Here is a 17,639-nt window from a genome sequence, read left to right on the forward strand (position 1 = left end):
GCATGGCGAAGAAGTCGCTGATCGCCAAGGCGGCGCGGAAGCCGAAGTTCGGGGTGCGCGCCTACACTCGGTGCTCGCGCTGCGGGCGCCCGCGTTCCGTCTACCGGAAGTTCGGCCTGTGCCGCGTGTGCTTCCGGGAGATGGCCCACCGCGGCGAGCTGCCCGGCATCACCAAGTCCAGCTGGTGACCGCCTCCCCCGGGGACGACCCCCGGGGGGCGGAAACCGGCCTGTAATAGCCGACCGGGCGTCCGCGAGGACGCCCACGACCGCGCCAAAGGTCCACGGGACGCATCGACCCGAGGAAACCGTGGCGAGGGAGGGCCAGTAGGCCATGACGATGACCGACCCGATCGCAGACATGCTGACGCGTCTGCGGAACGCGAATTCGGCGTACCACGACTCGGTGGCGATGCCGTACTCGAAGATCAAGGCGCACATCGCCGAGATCCTCCAGCAGGAGGGCTACATCTCGGGCTGGAGCGTGCAGGACGCCAAGGTGGGCAAGGAGCTCGTGATCGAGCTGAAGTTCGGCCCGACCCGCGAGCGTTCCATCGCCGGCATCAAGCGCGTCTCGAAGCCGGGTCTGCGCGTGTACGCGAAGAAGGACAACCTGCCGAAGGTCCTGGGGGGGCTGGGCGTCGCGATCATCTCGACGTCCTCCGGCCTGATGACCGACCGCCAGGCGGGCAAGCGCGGCGTGGGCGGGGAAGTCCTCGCCTACGTGTGGTGAGGGGAGGTACCGAACAATGTCTCGTATTGGACGTCTTCCCATCACCGTGCCCAGCGGCGTCGAGGTGACCCTCGACGGCCGGGAGGTCACCGTCAAGGGACCGAAGGGCACGCTGTCGCACACCGTCGCCGAGCCGATCGAGGTCAGCCAGGAGGACGGCACGATCGTCGTCACCCGGCCGAACGACGTCAACAAGGTGCGCGGGCTGCACGGGCTCACCCGGACGCTGATCAACAACATGGTGGTCGGGGTGACCGAGGGCTACAAGAAGACCCTGGTCATCCAGGGCGTCGGCTACCGGGTGGTGGCCAAGGGGCAGAACGTGGAGTTCTCCCTCGGCTACAGCCACCCGATCCCGTTCGAGGCCCCCGAGGGCATCAAGTTCACGGTCGACAAGCCGACGCAGCTGACCGTCGAGGGCATCGACAAGCAGCTCGTCGGCGAGATCGCCGCCCGCATCCGCAAGCTGCGCAAGCCCGACCCGTACAAGGGCAAGGGCGTGCGCTACGAAGGTGAGCAGATCCGCCGCAAGGTCGGAAAGGCTGGTAAGTAGCCATGGCAGGCACGAAGACCCTGGCCGCGAAGGCCACGTCGGCGCGGGTCAAGGCCCGCAAGCGCCGGCACCTGCGGGTCCGGAAGAAGGTCGTGGGCACCGCCGCGCGGCCTCGCCTGGTCGTGACCCGCTCCAGCAGGCACGTGTTCGTCCAGGTCATCGACGACGACAAGGGCCACACGCTGGCCAGCGCGTCGACGATGGAGGCGGACCTGCGCGCCGACTCCGGCGACAAGACGGCCAAGGCGCGCAAGGTCGGCGAGATCGTCGCCGCGCGGGCCAAGGAGGCCGGCGTCCACGCGGTCGTGTTCGACCGCGGCGGCAACAAGTACCACGGCCGTATCGCCGCTGTCGCGGACGGTGCGCGCGAAGGGGGCCTGGAGCTCTGATGACCGTCCTCCAGCTCCCACCCACCACCTTTACTGGAAGGAACCACTGATGGCAGCGCAGAGGCGTGGCGGCGGTCAGGGCGGCGACCGTCGCGACCGCCGCGACGACCGCCGCGGTGGCGCCGACAAGGGCCAGTCGTACATCGAGAAGGTCGTGGCGATCAACCGTGTCGCCAAGGTCGTCAAGGGCGGGCGTCGCTTCAGCTTCACCGCCCTGGTGATCGTCGGTGACGGCAACGGCACCGTCGGCGTCGGCTACGGCAAGGCCAAGGAGGTGCCCGCGGCGATCGCCAAGGGCGTCGAGGAGGCCAAGAAGCACTTCTTCAAGGTCCCGCGGATCCAGGGCACCATCCCGCACCTGGTGCAGGCGCGGGACGCGGCGGGCGAGGTCCTGCTGCGCCCGGCGAGCCCCGGTACCGGCGTCATCGCCGGCGGCCCGGTGCGCGCCGTGCTGGAGGCCGCCGGCATCCACGACGTGCTGAGCAAGTCGCTGGGCAGCGACAACGCGATCAACATCGTGCACGCCACGATCGCGGGGCTGAAGTCGCTGAAGCGTCCGGAGGAGATCGCGGCCAAGCGCGGCCTGCCGATCGAGGACGTCGCCCCGGCGGCCATGCTGCGCGCGCGCGCCGCGGGCAGCGAGCCGAGGGCGGAGGTCGCGCAGTCGTGAGCAACCTGAGGATCACGCAGAAGAAGTCCGTGATCAGCGAGAAGCAGAACCAGCGTGACACGCTGCGCACCCTCGGCCTGAAGAAGATCGGGCAGAGCGTGGTCCGCGAGGACCGCCCCGAGGTGCGCGGCATGATCCGGACGGTGGCGCACCTGGTCACCGTCGAGGAGGTCGACTGACATGGCGGACGCCACGGAGGGCACGCCCCTCAAGGTGCACGACCTGCGTCCGGCCCCCGGCGCCAACAAGGCCAAGATCCGCAAGGGCCGCGGCGAGGCGTCCAAGGGCAAGACCGCGGGCCGCGGCACCAAGGGCACCAAGGCCCGCAGCACCGTCCCCGTCGGTTTCGAGGGCGGCCAGATGCCGCTCATCCGCCGGGTGCCGAAGCTGAAGGGCTTCAAGAACCCGAACCGGGTCGAGTTCCAGGTCGTGAACCTGGACAAGCTCGCCGCGCTCTACCCCGAGGGCGGCGAGGTCACGGCGGACGACCTGGCGGCCAAGGGCGCGGTGCGCCGCGGCCGCCCGGTCAAGGTCCTCGGCACCGGCGAGATCTCCGTCGCGGTCCAGGTGAAGGCGCACGCCTTCTCCGGCGCCGCGAAGGAGAAGATCGCCGCGGCCGGCGGAACCACCGACGAGCTGTAGGAAAGCACTTTTCGATGCCGGGGCCGTGCTCGCCCGACGCCCGGGACCGTGAGGTCTCCGGGAAAGGCGGGGCGGCCCCGGCGTCATCTGCTGTTAGAGTCACACGGGCGAAGGCGACTCGCGTGAGATTGCGCACTTACGCGTCTCCTCGGGTATCCTCCGCCCGACCTCATGGACCTGTAACCGGCCCCTCGGTGGCCATGATGAACCCGCCAGTCGCGCAGGAGGAATGGTGCTGACCGCGTTCGCTCGGGCTTTCCGTACGCCTGACCTGCGTAAGAAGTTGCTCTTCACGTTGGCCATGATCTTGGTGTTCCGGGTGGGCTCGATCCTGCCCACGCCGAACGTGAACGTGAAGGTGCTGAAGGACACCGCGGACGCGGCGAAGGAGAGCAACCAGCTCTACGGCCTCGTCGACCTGTTCAGCGGTGGCGCGCTTCTCAAACTGTCCGTCTTCGCGCTGGGCATCATGCCCTACATCACGGCCAGCATCATCTTGCAGCTGCTGACGGTGGTGATCCCCCGGCTGGAGGCCCTGAAGAAGGAGGGCCAGGCCGGCACGACGAAGATCACCCAGTACACCCGCTACCTGACGGTCGGGCTGGCGATCCTGCAGGCCACCGGCATCGTGGCGATGGCGAGCACCGGGCAGCTGTTCCAGGGGGTGTCCGGCAGCGGCGACATCCTCCACGACACCGGCATCTTCCCGATCATCACGATGGTGATCTGCATGGTGGCGGGCACGACCGTCATCATGTGGCTGGGCGAGCTGGTCACCGACCGCGGCGTCGGCAACGGCATGTCCATCCTGATCTTCACCCAGGTGGTCGCGGTCTTCCCCGGCCAGTTCTGGGGCATCTACAAGGCCAAGAACGGCTTCGTCTTCACGATCGTGGTCCTGGTCGGCCTCGCCATCATGGCGGGCGTCGTGTTCGTCGAGCAGGCCCAGCGGCGCATCCCCGTCCAGTACGCCAAGCGGATGGTGGGCCGGCGCATGTACGGCGGAACGTCGACCTACATCCCGCTGAAGGTGAACCAGGCCGGCATCATCCCGATCATCTTCGCGTCCTCGCTGCTGTACCTGCCGATCCTGGCGACGCAGCTGTGGCCCAACACCAAGTGGCTGCAGAAGATCCAGCCGTACCTGCAGCAGGACAACGCCTGGCACATGGGGTTCTACTTCGTCCTGATCATCTTCTTCACGTACTTCTATGTGGCCATCACCTTCAACCCCACTGAAGTCGCCGACAACATGAAGAAGTATGGTGGATTCATCCCAGGTATCCGTCCTGGCCGGCCGACCGCCGAGTACCTCGACTTCGTGCTGACCCGGATCACCACACCCGGTGCGCTGTACCTGGGGCTCGTGTCCCTGATCCCGATGGTGGCGTTCGCACTCCTGAACGCGACCCAGGACTTCCCCTTCGGTGGCGCGAGCATTCTCATCGTCGTCGGCGTCGGACTGGATACCGTGAAGCAGATCGAGAGTCAGCTGCAGCAGCGCAACTACGAGGGCTTCCTCCGGTAGTGCGTATCGTGCTGGTGGGCCCCCCGGGAGCGGGCAAGGGGACACAGGCCCAGTTCATCGCATCTCATCTGTCGGTCCCGAAGATATCGACAGGTGACATCTTCCGCGCCAACGTGAGCGGCGGGACCGAACTCGGCCGGCAGGCCAAGCAGTACATGGACCGCGGCGACCTCGTCCCGGACGAGGTCACGATCGCGATGGTGCGCGACCGGCTGGGCGAGGACGACGCCCGCGACGGGTTCCTGCTGGACGGGTTCCCGCGCAACGTCCCGCAGGCGGAGACGCTGAAGAAGATCCTCGCCGAGTGGGACACCCGGCTCGACATCGTCCTGGAACTGGTCGTCGACGAGGACGAAGTCGTCCGGCGGCTGTCCGGCCGGCGCACCTGCGACAAGTGCGGCCGGATCTGGCACGTCGACTTCGACGACAAGCAGGACGACATCTGCGACGACTGCGGCGGTCACCTCTTCCAGCGCGACGACGACAAGGAAGAGGTCGTCATGCACCGCCTGGAGGTCTACAAGCAGGACACCGCGCCGCTGGTGCAGTTCTACGCCGACGAGCACATCCTGGTCGGCATCGACGCCACGGGCCCGGTCGAAGAGGTCACCAAGCGCGCGCTCGCCGCGCTGCGCCCGCTGGAGCAGTGACAGGGCGGATGCGGGGCCGGCGGCTCCGCATCCGCGCGGCGGCCGACCCGGTGCAGGGGGAATGATGTTCAAGCGGCGCAGGCCCACCATCCAGATGAAGACCCCGGAGCAGATCGAGCTGATGCGGGCGGCGGGGCTGCTCGTCGGCCGCACGCTGGAGCTGCTGCGCGAGGCGGTCAAGCCGGGGATCACCACCCTGGACCTCGACACGCTCGCCGAGAGGCATATCCGCGACAACGGCGGCATCCCGTCCTTCAAGGGCTACCACGGCTTCACCGGGACGATCTGCGCGTCGATCAACGAGGAGATCGTGCACGGCATCCCGCGGGCCGGGAAGGTGCTCAAGGACGGCGACGTCATCTCCATCGACTGCGGCGCGATCGTGGAGGGCTGGCACGGCGACGCCGCCATCACCGTCCCGGTCGGTGAGATCACGGAGGAGCTGCGGACGCTCCTGGACGTCACCGAGACGTCCCTGTGGCGCGGTCTCGCGGCCGGAAAGGCCGGGGCCCGCCTCTCGGACATGTCGCACGCGATAGAGGCTTACATCCGCTCTCAGGGCCGCTACGGCATCGTTGAGGGCTACGGCGGGCACGGCATCGGGACCGAGATGCACATGGACCCGCTGATCCCCAACCACGGCCCGGCCGGGCACGGCCCCGTCCTGGAGCCCGGCATGTGCTTCGCGGTCGAGCCGATGGTGAACCTCGGCACGAAGGAGACCCGGGAGCTGGACGACGGCTGGACGGTCGTGACGACCGACGGGCGGTGCTCGGCGCACTTCGAGCACACGTTCGCGGTCACGGCGGACGGCCCGCGCGTCCTCACCGCGCTGGACGAGGGCCGCGAGTGGTTCCAGAAGCTGGCCTCGGCCACGCAGAATGGGAAGGACAGCTCATCCTGAGCGGCTCGTCCTGAGAAGCGGAGGAACGATGGCGCCGAACCCTGACGTCCGGGCGTCGGACGCCGACCGCGACCGCGTGGCCGCGGGCCTGCGCGAGCACTGCGCGCTCGGCCGGATCACGATGGACGAGCTCCAGGAGCGGCTCGACTCGGTGTACCGGTCGAAGACCATCGGGGACCTCCAGCGGATCACGGCGGACCTGCCCGAGGAGGACCTCTACCAGCTGCCCGTCCCGGCCACGCAGCCGAAGAGCACCGCGACCCAGGCGAAGGTCCCGTCCCGCGACCTGGACGTGCGCGGCACGCGGGCGATGTGGGGCGCGTGGGCGACGGTCAGCGCGATCAACTTCACCGTCTGGCTGATCATCCTTCTGACGTCCGGCGCGGTGTACCCGTGGTGGATCTGGGTGGCGGGGCCGTGGGGCGCGATCCTGCTGATGCGCACCGTCTTCGGCGACCGGCGCGGCGACTGACGCGCGGCGCCCCGGTATGCGTTCGCCCTATTCCACGTCCATGAGCGGGCGGTAGTTGCCTGTCGGGGCGAAGTGCGTCGTGGCGGTGCCGTCCTCGCCGATGAGGTGCAGGGCGAACCCGGCGGGCTCCCCGGTGACGGCGGCGCGCCCCTGCTTGGTGAGGTCGAGGAAGAGCTGCCGGTAGGTGCTCGGGCAGGTGGTGCTGACCCGCCCCGCGAGCGACCCGACCGACGCCCGGTGCACGTGCCCGGAGATGATCCGCACCACCTGCGGGTGCCGGTTGATCACGGACGCGAACCCGGCCGGGTCGACGAACCGCAGGTCGTCGATGAACCGCATCCCGATCGGGTACGGCGGATGGTGCGTGGCGATCACCGTCGGGGTGTCCGGGGCCGCGCGGAGGGCCTCCTCCAGCCAGGCCAGCCGCTCCTCGCTCATGTGCCCGTGCGGGTGGCCGTCCACGGTGGTGTCGCAGCAGACCAGCCGGACGCCCGCGATGTCGACGGCGTACTGCAGGGGCGCCTGCGGGGCCGTCCCGGTAGCCGCGACCGCCGGGTGGTCGCCGAACACCTTCCGCAGCTCGTCGCGGTCGTCGTGGTTGCCGCACATCGGGTAGACGGCCATCGGCAGCGGCGACAGCAGGGCGTGCAGCCGCGCGTACTCGGCGGGCCGGCCGGCGTCGGCGAGGTCGCCGGTGAGGACGACCGCGTCGGGGCGGGCGGGCAGCGACAGCAGGCTCGACACGGCGGACCGCAGGGCGCGCACCGGCCCGGAGCCGTCGTCCACCTCGCCGTCCCGCCCGGCCGCCAGGTGGATGTCGCTCAGCTGCGCGATGATCGCCATGGATCCTCCCCTTGCCCCAAGCACATCACGGACGCCGTGCCGGGCGCGCCGGCCGTCTCCCCCGGGACGATCTTCGCCCCCGCCGGCCGCCCTGTCGACTCGTGCGAATGTGAACGGCATTTCGGACAGCCCTCCATTCCGCTACCGTGCCCCGCGGAAAGGGAGAACCGAGCATGCCGACGCGCCAGGGGTCGAGGGAGGCCGTCCGCGGCTGCGCGCGGGGCCGCCACGTCGTGCTGACCCCCCGGCTGCGCCTCCGCTCGCCGACCGCCGCGGACCTGCGCGTCGCGGCCGCCACCGGCAGCGATCCCGCGGCCCAGCGGTGGCTCGGCTGGGAGCCGGCGGTCCTGGTCCCCGAGGACGAGCGCGCCCGGCTGCTGTCCGCGCCGCCCGGCCGCGGGCGCACGCGGCTCGGGCTGCCGCGCCGGTGCGTCGCGACGTCGCTGCTCGCGATCGATCCCGAGCGGGGCCTGGCCGCCGGGACGGTCACCCTGACCCCGCTGTCGCGCGAGGTGTGCGAGCTGGGCGGCCACCTGGCCCCCGCCTACCGCGGCCGCGGCCTCGGCGCCGAGCTGTTCGCCGCCGGCGCGGCGCTCGCCCACCGGCACCTGGGCTTCACCGTGGTCCGGGCGGGCGCGGAGCCCGCGAACGCCGCGAGCGTCCGCTCCCTGTGGCGGGCCGGCTTCGACCCGGCTCCCGGCCCGGAGACGTACCGGCTGCCCGACGGCCGCACCATCCCGGCGGTCTGGTTCGCCAGCACCGAGCCGGACCCCCGCTGGTGCGCCCCCTCGTGGTGATCTTTCAGGCGACGTGCGGGATCACCAGCGAGAGGGCCGAGGTGACGTCCTCGGGGGCGGGGGCGACGTCGGGGACGACGTCGCGGAGGGCGAGCCAGCCGTTGATCGCCTGGACGGTCGGCTTGGCCTCGACCAGCTGCGGGTCGTGCAGGTCGTACCAGGCGGCGACCTTCGACCAGCGCCACAGCCGGTGGCCCGCCGTCGACATCTCCGAGGAGGGGAAGCCGGTGGCGCCGCGGGCGCCGGTGATCGCGTGCCGGACGGAGTCGAGCGAGCGGCCCACCCGCTCGGCGATGTCGCGGATGGTCAGCAGCGGGTCGGCCTCGACCTGGAGGACGTGCAGGCCGGGGGCGCTCTCCTCGACGTGCCCGACCACCTCCATGATCGCGGCGGCGAGGGTGGCGCCCGGCCACGAGCAGGACGCGTTGCCCAGCCGGTCGGCCGCGCGGGGCTCGTCGTACGGCCGGTGCGCGGCGGCCGCCGGGCCGTCGGCGGGCTCCGGCTCGCTGATGATCGACACCGTGACCGCCCCGTGGGTGCGGTCGAACAGCGGGTCGAGCTCGTCCTCGTAGAAGGGACGGCTGAGGATCAGCGCGAAGTCATAGCTCGGCATGCTGACCCTCCTCTGACGTCTCTACTCCTGGAAAGGTACAACGCGCAGGCGATGTATGCTTGAGTCGGGAGCAGTCTCCGGACCCGTGGCGTCCGCCGATTTCGCGTTGTGCGTCCGGTTGACGTAGACTCCTTTGTCGGTCCGTCGTCGGCCGCCTGTTTCCCCGTTTCCGACGCTCTCGCGTCGCGGTGGGTTGCGGTCGATTCTCCACCGGAGAGCCGGGCCGCGTCCAATGAGCCGATCAGTGAAGCGCGGAGGACATGCCCAAGAAAGAAGGGGCCATCGAGATCGAGGGCACCGTCATCGAGTCGCTCCCGAACGCCATGTTCCGGGTGGAGCTCGAGAACGGGCACAAGGTGCTCGCCCACATCAGCGGCAAGATGCGGATGCACTACATCCGGATCCTGCCGGACGACCGCGTCGTTGTGGAGCTGAGCCCCTACGACCTCACGCGCGGTCGGATCGTCTACCGCTACAAGTAATCCCACTGGGGTTGCCTTCCCCGTGCGTGGCGGCGCGGGGGTGACCCTCATCTCCAGGAGACCCAGTGAAGGTCAAGCCGAGCGTCAAGAAGATCTGCAACAAGTGCCGCGTCATCCGCCGGCACGGCCGGGTCATGGTCATCTGCTCCGACCCGCGCCACAAGCAGCGTCAGGGCTGACGCTCAACAACCGGACAAGCGCATCGCAGCCTTCACACGCCGCCGTACGAGTCCCGTGACCGGGTCGTACGGCAGCGGCGTGTGGAGGGCCACCCCCGGATCGCCGGAGGCCGGGGCCGCCACCCGGGCAGGGTGTGTGCGGACGCGGTGCGTCCATACCTCCGCACTATGAAGGGAACTGCCCATATGGCACGCCTCCTCGGCGTCGACCTCCCGCGCGACAAGCGCGTGGAGGTCGCTCTCACCTACATCTTCGGCATCGGCCGGACGCGGGCGCTGGAGACCCTCAAGGGCACCGGCGTCAGCGGCGACCTGCGGGTGCACCAGCTCGGCGACGAAGAGCTGGTCAAGCTCCGCGACTGGATCGAGGCGAACTACAAGACCGAGGGAGACCTGCGCCGCGAGGTGCAGGCCGACATCCGCCGCAAGATCGAGATCGGGTGCTACCAGGGCATCCGGCACCGCCGCGGGCTTCCGGTGCACGGTCAGCGCACGCAGACCAACGCGCGTACCCGCAAGGGCAAGAAGAAGACCGTGGCCGGCAAGAAGAAGGCCGGCAAGAAGTAGTCCGGAGTCGGTCCTCCGGATCGATGACCTCAGAGTAGAGAGAGCAGAATGCCTCCTAAGAGCCGTGTCGGCGCCAAGAAGGTGCGCCGCAAGGAGAAGAAGAACGTCGCTCACGGGCACGCCCACATCAAGAGCACGTTCAACAACACGATCGTCTCGATCACCGACCCCAACGGCAACGTGATCTCCTGGGCCTCCTCGGGCCACGTCGGGTTCAAGGGCTCGCGCAAGTCCACCCCGTTCGCCGCGCAGCAGGCCGCCGAGGCCGCCGCCCGGCGCGCGATGGAGCACGGCATGCGCAAGGTCGACGTCTTCGTGAAGGGCCCGGGCTCGGGCCGCGAGACCGCCATCCGGTCGCTGCAGGCGACCGGCCTGGAGGTGGGCTCGATCCAGGACGTCACGCCCGTTCCGCACAACGGCTGCCGCCCGCCCAAGCGTCGCAGGGTCTGAGGCAGGGGAGATCTAGAACAATGGCTCGTTACACCGGTGCGGACTGCAAGCTCTGCCGCCGCGAGAAGATGAAGCTGTTCCTCAAGGGCAGCAAGTGCATGGGCCCCAAGTGCCCGATCGAGATCCGTCCCTACCCGCCGGGTGAGCACGGCCGCGGTCGGCCCAAGGAGACCGAGTACCTGCTGCAGCTTCGCGAGAAGCAGAAGGCGCGGCGCATCTACGGCGTGCTGGAGCGGCAGTTCCACAACTACTACGTCGAGGCCAACCGCCAGCAGGGCAAGACGGGCGACAACCTGCTCGCCCTCCTGGAGCGCCGGCTCGACAACGTCGTCTACCGGGGCGGCTTCGCCAAGTCCCGGGACATGGCCCGCCAGCTCATCCGGCACGGCCACATCCGCGTCAACGGGAAGAAGGTCAACATCCCGTCGGCGCTGGTGAACGAGGCCGACATCATCGACGTCAAGCCCAAGTCGCTGGAGACGACGCCGTTCCAGGTCGCCAAGGCCGAGATCGGCGAGCGCCCCGTCCCGGCGTGGCTCGGGGTGGACGGCGAGAAGATGCGGATCCTCGTGCACTCGCTGCCCGTCCGGCAGCAGATCGAAGCTCCCGTCCAGGAGCAGCTGATCGTCGAGCTCTACTCCAAGTAAGGGCTCGCACCGCCCGGCCGGGTTCTCCACGTGGGATCCCGGCCGGACGGGGAACACCTACACACGCGGTAGTCAAATAGCGGGCACCGCGGAAAGAAGGCACCACCATGCTCATCGCTCAGCGTCCCACTCTCACCGAAGAGCAGGTCGACGAGTACCGGTCGCGGTTCACCATCGAGCCGCTGGAGCCGGGCTTCGGCTACACGATCGGCAACTCGCTGCGCCGCACCCTGCTCTCCTCCATCCCCGGTGCGGCCGTCACCAGCATCCGCATCGAGGGCGTCCTGCACGAGTTCTCCACCGTGCCCGGGGTCAAGGAGGACGTCACCGACATCATCCTGAACCTCAAGGAGCTCGTCGTCTCGTCCGAGCACGACGAGCCGGTGGTCATGTACCTGCGCAAGCAGGGCCCGGGCGAGGTGACCGCGGCCGACATCGCGCCGCCCGCGGGCGTCGAGGTCCACAACCCCGACCTGCACATCGCCACGCTGAACAACAAGGCCAAGCTGGAGATGGAGCTCACGGTCGAGCGCGGCCGCGGCTACGTCTCCGCCGCGCAGAACAAGCAGCCGGGCCAGGAGATCGGCCGGATCCCGATCGACTCCATCTACTCGCCCGTGCTGAAGGTCGTCTACAAGGTCGAGGCCACCCGAGTCGAGCAGCGCACCGACTTCGACCGCCTCATCCTGGACGTGGAGACCAAGCAGGCGATGCTGCCGCGCGACGCGGTCGCGTCCGCCGGCAAGACCCTCGTCGAGCTGTTCGGGCTGGCCCGGGAGCTCAACGTCGAGGCCGAGGGCATCGACATGGGCCCGTCCCCGACGGACGCCGCGCTCGCCGCGGACCTGGCCCTGCCGATCGAGGAGCTGAACCTCACCGTCCGCTCCTACAACTGCCTGAAGCGCGAGGGCATCCACTCGGTGGGCGAGCTCGTCGCCCGCTCCGAGCAGGACCTGCTCGACATCCGCAACTTCGGCGCCAAGTCGATAGAAGAGGTCAAGCAGAAGCTCAACGACATGGGCCTGTCGCTGAAGGACTCCCCGCCCGGGTTCGACCCGAGCGCGGCGGCCGACAGCTACAGCGACGACGACACGAGCTACGCCGAGACCGAGCAGTACTGAACCCGATTCCGGACGGCCGGGGGCACGGTTCCCCGGCCGTACCGGAACCAGCTGACACCGGTACCTGATACGGCCGGTGCAGGAAGGACGACACGATGCCTCAGCCCACCAAGGGCGCCCGCCTCGGCGGTTCCGCGGCGCACCAGAAGCTGATCCTGGCGAACCTGGCCACGGCGCTGTTCGAGCACGGCCGCATCACCACCACCGAGGCCAAGGCCCGGCGGCTGCGCCCGCTCGCGGAGAAGCTCATCACCAAGGCCAAGCGCGGCGACCTGCACAACCGCCGCCTGGTGGCCAGGACGATCCGCGACAAGAGCGTCGTGCACGCGCTCTTCACCGAGATCGCGCCGAGCTTCGAGAACCGCCCCGGCGGCTACACCCGCATCACCAAGATCGGCCCGCGCAAGGGCGACAATGCCCCGATGGCGGTCATCGAGCTGGTCACGGAGCCGATGCCGGCCGCCACCGGCGGTAAGGCGCCGAAGGTCAGCGAGAAGGACCTGCCCGCCGAGGGCGAGGTCACCCTCAGCAAGGCCGCCGCCGACGAGCCCGAGGCCAAGGCCGAGGACACCAAGGGCGAGGCGGCGGAAACCGGGGACGACGAGGACGACGCCAAGTAGTCCTCGGGCCGTTCAAGGTTTCGGCCGACATGGTGAGGCCCGCCGCTCCCCTACGGGACGGCGGGCCTCATCTTTGTCAGACTGGACTTATGGTCAGCCCAGGGGAGCAGCGGCGCGCACGCGCAGGAGATCGGAACAGGCACGTTGCAGAAGGATCAATCGGCTGACATGACCGCTCTGGTACGACTCCGGCTCGACATCGGCTACGACGGGTCGGGCTTCGCCGGCTGGGCGAGACAGCCGAACCAGCGGACCGTCCAGGGCGTCATCGAGGACGCGCTGGCGCGGATGCTGCGCCTGGACCCGCCGCCCATGCTCACCGTCGCCGGCCGCACCGACGCCGGCGTCCACGCGCGCGGCCAGGTCGCGCACCTGGTGGTGCCGGTCGCCGCCTACTCGGCGATCAACGGGACGATGCCGCGCCGCCTCGCCGGGCTCCTGCCGCCGGACGTGCGGGTGTGGCGGGTGTCCGTCGCGCCCGAGGGGTTCGACGCCAGATTCTCCGCCCTCTCGCGGCGCTACGTGTACCGGGTGTGCGACAACCCGGTCGGGGTGGAGCCGCTGCGCCGCCACGACGTGCTGTGGCATCCGCGGCCGCTGAACCTGGCCCGCATGAACGACGCCGCGCGGCGCCTGGTGGGGGAGAACGACTTCGCGGCCTACTGCCGCAAGCGGGAGGGCGCCACGACGATCCGCGAGCTGCTGCGCTACGAGTGGGCGCGGGACGACCGCGACCCGCACCTGGCGCTCGCGACCGTGGAGGCCGACGCGTTCTGCCACTCGATGGTCCGCGCGCTCGTCGGCGCCCTGCTGATGGTGGGGGACGGGCGGCGCGACGTGGAGTGGCCCGCCGAGGTGCTCGCCGCCCGCGTCCGCGACTCCGGCGTCAACGTGGCGCCCGCGCACGGCCTGTCACTGGAGGAGGTCCGCTACCCCGGCGACGAGGACCTGGCGCGGCGCGCCCAGGAGACTCGCCGCGTCCGGACCCTCAACGCCACCGCGGCCGCCGAGCAGCAGCAGCCCGCCCCGTCCCGGCAGGGAAGCGCCTGACGGGCGCCGAAGCGGCGCCTGGAGGGCGGCCCGGCCGGTGCGCGGTCCGGGGCGCGGTCTGGGCGCAGAGACGGCCTGGAGACGGCGACGGCCGCGGAACCGGCGGGTTCCGCGGCCGTCGTGCGTGTCGTGCGCCCGGTCAGCCGCGGGCGCGGGCCATGATCGGGCGCAGGTCGTAGTCGATGAACTGCTGCGCGGCCTCCTTGATCAGCGGGTCGCCGGGCTTGGCCTTCCTGCCGTTCGCCCACTGCACGTAGGCGTAGGCCACGTACCGGCCGCGGACGGTCGCCGCCGCGTAGCCGCCGGCGCGGTCGATGTCCGGGGAGTGCTTGCCCGCCATGCCGCGGAACCACTCGTACTTGGCGGGGTCGCCGGCCTTGCTCACCGTGACCGCGGCGGCCTTCGTCGGCATGACCGCGATCCCGGAGGTGACGGCCAGGCCGCTCTCCCTGTCGATGTACGTCGCGCGGATGATCTTGCGGCACTTCTCACGTTCCAGCGCGCGGAGCATGGACCCGCGCGCCGCGTACCTGACGTCCCGGTTCAGGGACCAGCGGTCGCGGGTGTAGGTCCGCCCGCCGAGCCGGAGCGCCGCGTCCGGGAACACGTCGCGGAACGCGAGGTCCTTCGGGTCGGTCTTCTCGTTCGCGATGTTCACCGGGGCGGCCGACCGGGTCGGTGTCGCCGGGGCGGACGGCACGGGCTCCGCGGACGGCTGGGCCGCCTTGCGGGCCTCGCCCTCGGTCTTGCCGCCGGGGCCGCTGCCGCCGACGGCGAACAGCGCGATGGCCGCCGCGAGGACGACCGCCGCGCCGCCGCCGATCAGCGCCACCCGGCGCCAGTTCCCGCCGGACGCGCCCTTCGGCGGCTCGCCGGCCGGCGGAGCGTCGATGGGGACGCCGCCCTCGGCGTGGTAGACCGGCGTGATCACGGGGGCCTGGCCGCCGTCGGGGGCGCCCTCCGCCGTCCCGGTCTGCGGGAACGGTCCGCTGCCGGTGGGCGGCACCACGCCCGGCGGCAGGATCGCGTCCGGCACCAGCACGGCCGCGGGCGCGGGCGCGGCGGCGTTCTCCGCCTCCTTCGCCTTCTCGAAGGCGGAGAGCGACGCGGGACCGCCCTCCGCGGTCTCGTTCGCGACGGGGTTGTCCACGGTGGTCTCGTCCTCTGCGGTCTCTTCCTCGGGGGCGGCGCCCTCCGGGCGGACGGCGGCGAAGCCGTCGGGGTCGGTGTCGTCGCCCGAGATCGGGGGCTTGACGAGCGGCTCGGCGGGGACGGCCCGGCGGGAGTCGACGGACGGCACCCCCTCGCCGGCGACGAGCGTCCCGGGCGGCGGGGCGGCGGGAGGCTCCCTGCCCGGGGGCTCCCTGCCGGGGGGCTCCCCGGCCGCGGTGTCCCCGGCCGCGGTGTCCCCGGCCGCGGTGTCTTCGGGCGGCGCCTCGCCGGACGGCGTGCCGCCGGCCGCGGCGTCCCGGTCGTCCTGCTCGGGCCCGCCGGCGGGCGGGGCCGTGTCGGTGGACTCGGCGGCCCACCAGGGGGCTTCCAGACCGAACGTGGGCAGCCGGAAGGAGGCGGCCTCGGCGGCGGAGCCGGTGTCGCCGGGCTCCGTCCCGCCTGGGTCCGGCTCGCCGGAGACCTCTTCGGCGGGGGGCGCCGCGTCCGTGCCGGCGGGCGCGGCGTCGTCCGGGGGAGCCGCGCCGCCGAAGCTCGGCGGCGCCGGGTCGGCGGGGACGCCTGACGTCCCCGCCGGCTCGGCGGTCTCCCGGGTGTCTCTAGGTCCAGACATAAGCAGAGAGGGTATTCGGAGGGATCACTTTTGGAGCGGCTTGCCTTCGGTTTCCCTGTAGTGCAGGGCCAGGGCCAGGTTGCTCCCCTTGACCATCTGCGTCCCGAAGACTCGGACGGCCGCATGGTACTTGCTCGCGATTTTCTTGCCGTCCGGCCGCTGCACCCACGTCATGATGACGTAGTGGCCGCGCGCCTGAGAAGTGCCGAACGCCTCGCCCTTGCCGTTGGTCTTGGTCACGCCCTTGCCGGGCAGCGCCTGGAGGAACGCATCCTTGGCGGCGGCGGCCTTCACGGCGGTCTTGGCCGCGGCCTCGTTCTCCAGGTTGAACACGCCGACGGTGCCGATGAGCGAGCCCGTGGAGAGCGCGTAGGTGGCGCGCAGCGCCTGCGTGCAGCCGCCCTTCTTGAGGGCCTTCTCCAGGGTGGCGCCGCCGACGACGGCCGTGCAGCTCTTCCGCGCGTTCACGGCCGTCCGGACGTACTTGTGCCCGCCGGCCGTGAACTTCCCGTTGCCGAAGACCTCCTTGAGGGTCAGCGGCTTGGGGTCGGTGCTGCGGCTCTGCAGCTTCACCGGCGCGAGGACGGGCTTGGTCGGGCTCGGCGTGGGCTGCGCCTGCGCGGACGCGGACTGCGTCGGCGCCGCCTTCGGCTCGGGGTCGTCCTTCAGCAGCGACGACAGCCCGACGCCGCCGCCGATGAGCAGGATGCCCGCGACGGCCGAGCCGCCGATGATGAGCGGCAGGTTGCGGCGCCGCTCGGGCTGCGCGGGCCGGCGGGACGGCCCCGCGGGCGCACCCTCGGGGAAGCCGTAGGCGTCGCCCGCGACGGGCTCGTCGCCCCAGGCCGCGGTCGGCCGGTCGTCCCACCCGGCGGGCTGGTCGTTCCACGCCGCGTGGTCGTCGCCCCGGCCGCGGGGTGCGAACGGGGCCTCGTCCTTGTCATGGCCGTACGGCGGCGCTTCGGCTCCGGGTCCGTACGGCGCATGCGGCGACTGCCGGGGAGGCCAGTCGCCGGGTTTGCCTTGATCGCCCGGATAACCCATGGGGTGGACCTTACCGTCCCTCATTCAGGAACGTGCCCAGGTCACTTCCAGCCGAAGTCCTGGGTCCACAGGGGGCCGCCGGGGCCGGAGGCCATTCCGACGCCGATGGCGCGGAGGCCGCAGTTGAGGATGTTGGCCCGGTGGCCGGGGCTGTTCATCCAGCCCTTCACGACCGCCGCGGCGGTCGGGTAGCCCTTGGCGATGTTCTCCGCGCCGGGGCTCGGGTAGCCGGCGTCCTCCATCCGCTTCCACGGGCTGTCGCCGTTGCGGGACGTGTGGTCGAAGTAGTTGTTGGCCGCCATGTCCGCGGAGTGCTTGCGGGCCGCGACGACGAGCCGCGAGTCGACGCGCAGGGGCTCGCAGCCCTGCTTGGCGCGCTCGGCGTTGGTGAGCGACACGACGGCGGCCTCGCTGCTGGACGACCCGCCGCTGCTCGGCGTGCCGCCGCCTCCGCCGGAGGACGGTGACCCGGCCGGCTCGGACGCCTTCTTGGACTTGGACGGCTCGGCCTTCGCGGTCTTGCGCGGGTGGATCGGCTTCAGCGGGGGCGTCTGCTCCGCGGTGGGCGCCGGCGAGGCGCCGGGCGTCCTGCCCGTCCCGCCGGCGGGTGTCCCGGACTCGGCGCCCGCCCCGGTCGGGGCGTCGCTCTGCGGCCCCGGGGGGATCACGGCGGACGGCCGCGCCTCCGGCCCGGACGCGGCGGTCTTCTCCGACCGCAGCTCGGGCAGGACGAGCCGGTCGATCGCGACGCCGATGCCGATGGCGAGGCCGGACGCGGTGACGACCGCCATCATCCCGGTCGCGCTCTTCGCCCGGGACCGCTTGCGTCCCGCGTCCTGCGGCCGGCCGCCGCGCGGGGCGCCGCCCGCCGGCCGGCGCCCGCCGGGCGGGCCGGACCGGCCC

General features: G+C 71.1%; 25 protein-coding genes. 20 read left to right on the forward strand and 5 right to left on the reverse strand.

The genetic code is table 11. The features are described from left to right. Positions 1-2 precede the first annotated feature (2 nt). From ABTW95_RS11550 to ABTW95_RS11600, 11 genes are all read left to right on the forward strand, one after another. The gene (locus ABTW95_RS11550; RefSeq protein WP_018657585.1) at positions 3-188 is read left to right on the forward strand and encodes a type Z 30S ribosomal protein S14; all 186 of its coding nucleotides are present in this window, start codon (positions 3-5) and stop codon (positions 186-188) included. Positions 189-333: 145 nt separating this feature from the next. Further along, positions 334-732, forward strand: a complete 399-nt coding sequence (gene rpsH / locus ABTW95_RS11555) for a 30S ribosomal protein S8 (protein WP_396451079.1) — start codon at positions 334-336, stop codon at positions 730-732. 16 nt (positions 733-748) lie between these two features. Beyond that, complete coding sequence (rplF, locus tag ABTW95_RS11560; RefSeq protein ID WP_396451077.1) at positions 749-1,285, forward strand: 50S ribosomal protein L6; 537 nt, start codon at positions 749-751, stop codon at positions 1,283-1,285. A gap of 2 nt (positions 1,286-1,287) precedes the next feature. Next, on the forward strand, positions 1,288-1,674 hold the full coding sequence (rplR, locus tag ABTW95_RS11565; protein ID WP_396451075.1) for a 50S ribosomal protein L18: 387 nt from the start codon (positions 1,288-1,290) through the stop codon (positions 1,672-1,674). A gap of 49 nt (positions 1,675-1,723) precedes the next feature. Continuing rightward, positions 1,724-2,344: a 30S ribosomal protein S5 gene (gene rpsE, locus ABTW95_RS11570; protein WP_396451073.1), complete on the forward strand. Its 621-nt coding sequence runs from the start codon at positions 1,724-1,726 to the stop codon at positions 2,342-2,344. After that, complete coding sequence (rpmD, locus tag ABTW95_RS11575) at positions 2,341-2,523, forward strand: 50S ribosomal protein L30 (protein WP_396451071.1); 183 nt, start codon at positions 2,341-2,343, stop codon at positions 2,521-2,523. The genes rpsE and rpmD overlap by 4 nt, the downstream gene beginning before the upstream one ends. Before the next feature lies 1 nt (position 2,524). Next, positions 2,525-2,986 (forward strand): 50S ribosomal protein L15, encoded by a 462-nt coding sequence (rplO, locus tag ABTW95_RS11580; protein ID WP_500226227.1) that lies wholly within the window; start codon positions 2,525-2,527, stop codon positions 2,984-2,986. 301 nt (positions 2,987-3,287) lie between these two features. Further along, complete coding sequence (secY, locus tag ABTW95_RS11585) at positions 3,288-4,514, forward strand: preprotein translocase subunit SecY (RefSeq protein ID WP_396454552.1); 1,227 nt, start codon at positions 3,288-3,290, stop codon at positions 4,512-4,514. After that, positions 4,514-5,164: an adenylate kinase gene (locus tag ABTW95_RS11590; RefSeq protein WP_396451066.1), complete on the forward strand. Its 651-nt coding sequence runs from the start codon at positions 4,514-4,516 to the stop codon at positions 5,162-5,164. The genes secY and ABTW95_RS11590 overlap by 1 nt, the downstream gene beginning before the upstream one ends. Positions 5,165-5,228: 64 nt before the next feature. Next, positions 5,229-6,068, forward strand: a complete 840-nt coding sequence (gene map / locus ABTW95_RS11595) for a type I methionyl aminopeptidase (RefSeq protein WP_396451099.1) — start codon at positions 5,229-5,231, stop codon at positions 6,066-6,068. Positions 6,069-6,096: 28 nt separating this feature from the next. Continuing rightward, a complete protein-coding gene (locus ABTW95_RS11600; protein WP_396451064.1) occupies positions 6,097-6,540 on the forward strand; it encodes a DUF1707 SHOCT-like domain-containing protein in 444 nt (147 codons plus the stop codon). A 27-nt stretch (positions 6,541-6,567) separates the two neighbouring features. On the opposite strand, the gene ABTW95_RS11605 is transcribed toward ABTW95_RS11600, so the two are convergent. Then, the gene (locus tag ABTW95_RS11605; RefSeq protein ID WP_396451062.1) at positions 6,568-7,383 is read right to left on the reverse strand and encodes a phosphodiesterase; all 816 of its coding nucleotides are present in this window, start codon (positions 7,381-7,383) and stop codon (positions 6,568-6,570) included. Positions 7,384-7,556: 173 nt separating this feature from the next. On the opposite strand from ABTW95_RS11605, the gene ABTW95_RS11610 reads away from it, so the two are divergent. Further along, positions 7,557-8,180, forward strand: a complete 624-nt coding sequence (locus ABTW95_RS11610) for a GNAT family N-acetyltransferase (RefSeq protein ID WP_396451060.1) — start codon at positions 7,557-7,559, stop codon at positions 8,178-8,180. A gap of 4 nt (positions 8,181-8,184) precedes the next feature. On the opposite strand, the gene ABTW95_RS11615 is transcribed toward ABTW95_RS11610, so the two are convergent. Further along, positions 8,185-8,793: a hypothetical protein gene (locus ABTW95_RS11615; RefSeq protein WP_396451058.1), complete on the reverse strand. Its 609-nt coding sequence runs from the start codon at positions 8,791-8,793 to the stop codon at positions 8,185-8,187. Between the two features lie 260 nt (positions 8,794-9,053). Here ABTW95_RS11615 and infA point away from each other — a divergent pair, with 260 nt between their 5' ends. The 8 genes from infA to truA all read left to right on the forward strand — a co-directional run bounded on the left by infA (position 9,054) and on the right by truA (position 13,909). Beyond that, the gene (gene infA, locus ABTW95_RS11620; RefSeq protein ID WP_067629441.1) at positions 9,054-9,275 is read left to right on the forward strand and encodes a translation initiation factor IF-1; all 222 of its coding nucleotides are present in this window, start codon (positions 9,054-9,056) and stop codon (positions 9,273-9,275) included. A gap of 65 nt (positions 9,276-9,340) precedes the next feature. Beyond that, positions 9,341-9,454 carry a 50S ribosomal protein L36 gene (gene rpmJ / locus ABTW95_RS11625; RefSeq protein WP_021596712.1) on the forward strand — a complete coding sequence of 38 codons (114 nt, stop codon included), beginning with the start codon at positions 9,341-9,343 and terminating at the stop codon, positions 9,452-9,454. A 186-nt stretch (positions 9,455-9,640) separates the two neighbouring features. After that, positions 9,641-10,021, forward strand: a complete 381-nt coding sequence (rpsM, locus tag ABTW95_RS11630; RefSeq protein ID WP_396451056.1) for a 30S ribosomal protein S13 — start codon at positions 9,641-9,643, stop codon at positions 10,019-10,021. A gap of 48 nt (positions 10,022-10,069) precedes the next feature. Next, positions 10,070-10,471: a 30S ribosomal protein S11 gene (gene rpsK / locus ABTW95_RS11635; RefSeq protein WP_021596710.1), complete on the forward strand. Its 402-nt coding sequence runs from the start codon at positions 10,070-10,072 to the stop codon at positions 10,469-10,471. 20 nt (positions 10,472-10,491) lie between these two features. Then, positions 10,492-11,118 (forward strand): 30S ribosomal protein S4, encoded by a 627-nt coding sequence (gene rpsD / locus ABTW95_RS11640; RefSeq protein ID WP_089324444.1) that lies wholly within the window; start codon positions 10,492-10,494, stop codon positions 11,116-11,118. A 107-nt stretch (positions 11,119-11,225) separates the two neighbouring features. After that, complete coding sequence (locus ABTW95_RS11645; RefSeq protein ID WP_396451054.1) at positions 11,226-12,239, forward strand: DNA-directed RNA polymerase subunit alpha; 1,014 nt, start codon at positions 11,226-11,228, stop codon at positions 12,237-12,239. Positions 12,240-12,334: 95 nt separating this feature from the next. After that, entirely contained in the window at positions 12,335-12,859 is a 525-nt protein-coding gene (gene rplQ / locus ABTW95_RS11650) for a 50S ribosomal protein L17 (protein ID WP_500226228.1), read from the forward strand. 168 nt (positions 12,860-13,027) lie between these two features. After that, positions 13,028-13,909 (forward strand): tRNA pseudouridine(38-40) synthase TruA, encoded by an 882-nt coding sequence (gene truA / locus ABTW95_RS11655; RefSeq protein ID WP_396451050.1) that lies wholly within the window; start codon positions 13,028-13,030, stop codon positions 13,907-13,909. Between the two features lie 139 nt (positions 13,910-14,048). On the opposite strand, the gene ABTW95_RS11660 is transcribed toward truA, so the two are convergent. The 3 genes from ABTW95_RS11660 to ABTW95_RS11670 all read right to left on the reverse strand — a co-directional run. Continuing rightward, complete coding sequence (locus ABTW95_RS11660) at positions 14,049-15,692, reverse strand: hypothetical protein (protein ID WP_396451048.1); 1,644 nt, start codon at positions 15,690-15,692, stop codon at positions 14,049-14,051. A gap of 24 nt (positions 15,693-15,716) precedes the next feature. Next, entirely contained in the window at positions 15,717-16,736 is a 1,020-nt protein-coding gene (locus ABTW95_RS11665) for a hypothetical protein (RefSeq protein WP_396451046.1), read from the reverse strand. 41 nt (positions 16,737-16,777) lie between these two features. Next, positions 16,778-17,639 (reverse strand): CAP domain-containing protein (locus ABTW95_RS11670; RefSeq protein WP_500226229.1); only part of this gene is annotated, 862 nt, incomplete at its 5' end.

This window comes from Spirillospora sp. NPDC127506 (assembly GCF_040302145.1).
Taxonomy (GTDB): Bacteria; Actinomycetota; Actinomycetes; order Streptosporangiales; family Streptosporangiaceae; genus Spirillospora.

Bases quoted from the DNA above. Each gene is read 5' to 3' on its own strand.
- ABTW95_RS11550 (WP_018657585.1), top strand. From the start codon at position 3: ATGGCGAAGAAGTCGCTGATCGCCAAGGCGGCGCGGAAGCCGAAGTTC.
- rpsH (WP_396451079.1), top strand. From the start codon at position 334: ATGACGATGACCGACCCGATCGCAGACATGCTGACGCGTCTGCGGAAC.
- rplF (WP_396451077.1), top strand. From the start codon at position 749: ATGTCTCGTATTGGACGTCTTCCCATCACCGTGCCCAGCGGCGTCGAG.
- rplR (WP_396451075.1), top strand. From the start codon at position 1,288: ATGGCAGGCACGAAGACCCTGGCCGCGAAGGCCACGTCGGCGCGGGTC.
- rpsE (WP_396451073.1), top strand. From the start codon at position 1,724: ATGGCAGCGCAGAGGCGTGGCGGCGGTCAGGGCGGCGACCGTCGCGAC.
- rplO (WP_500226227.1), top strand. From the start codon at position 2,525: ATGGCGGACGCCACGGAGGGCACGCCCCTCAAGGTGCACGACCTGCGT.
- secY (WP_396454552.1), top strand. From the start codon at position 3,288: ATGATCTTGGTGTTCCGGGTGGGCTCGATCCTGCCCACGCCGAACGTG.
- map (WP_396451099.1), top strand. From the start codon at position 5,229: ATGTTCAAGCGGCGCAGGCCCACCATCCAGATGAAGACCCCGGAGCAG.
- ABTW95_RS11600 (WP_396451064.1), top strand. From the start codon at position 6,097: ATGGCGCCGAACCCTGACGTCCGGGCGTCGGACGCCGACCGCGACCGC.
- ABTW95_RS11605 (WP_396451062.1), bottom strand. From the start codon at position 7,383: ATGGCGATCATCGCGCAGCTGAGCGACATCCACCTGGCGGCCGGGCGG.
- ABTW95_RS11610 (WP_396451060.1), top strand. From the start codon at position 7,557: ATGCCGACGCGCCAGGGGTCGAGGGAGGCCGTCCGCGGCTGCGCGCGG.
- ABTW95_RS11615 (WP_396451058.1), bottom strand. From the start codon at position 8,793: ATGCCGAGCTATGACTTCGCGCTGATCCTCAGCCGTCCCTTCTACGAG.
- infA (WP_067629441.1), top strand. From the start codon at position 9,054: ATGCCCAAGAAAGAAGGGGCCATCGAGATCGAGGGCACCGTCATCGAG.
- rpsM (WP_396451056.1), top strand. From the start codon at position 9,641: ATGGCACGCCTCCTCGGCGTCGACCTCCCGCGCGACAAGCGCGTGGAG.
- rpsK (WP_021596710.1), top strand. From the start codon at position 10,070: ATGCCTCCTAAGAGCCGTGTCGGCGCCAAGAAGGTGCGCCGCAAGGAG.
- rpsD (WP_089324444.1), top strand. From the start codon at position 10,492: ATGGCTCGTTACACCGGTGCGGACTGCAAGCTCTGCCGCCGCGAGAAG.
- ABTW95_RS11645 (WP_396451054.1), top strand. From the start codon at position 11,226: ATGCTCATCGCTCAGCGTCCCACTCTCACCGAAGAGCAGGTCGACGAG.
- rplQ (WP_500226228.1), top strand. From the start codon at position 12,335: ATGCCTCAGCCCACCAAGGGCGCCCGCCTCGGCGGTTCCGCGGCGCAC.
- truA (WP_396451050.1), top strand. From the start codon at position 13,028: ATGACCGCTCTGGTACGACTCCGGCTCGACATCGGCTACGACGGGTCG.
- ABTW95_RS11660 (WP_396451048.1), bottom strand. From the start codon at position 15,692: ATGTCTGGACCTAGAGACACCCGGGAGACCGCCGAGCCGGCGGGGACG.
- ABTW95_RS11665 (WP_396451046.1), bottom strand. From the start codon at position 16,736: ATGGGTTATCCGGGCGATCAAGGCAAACCCGGCGACTGGCCTCCCCGG.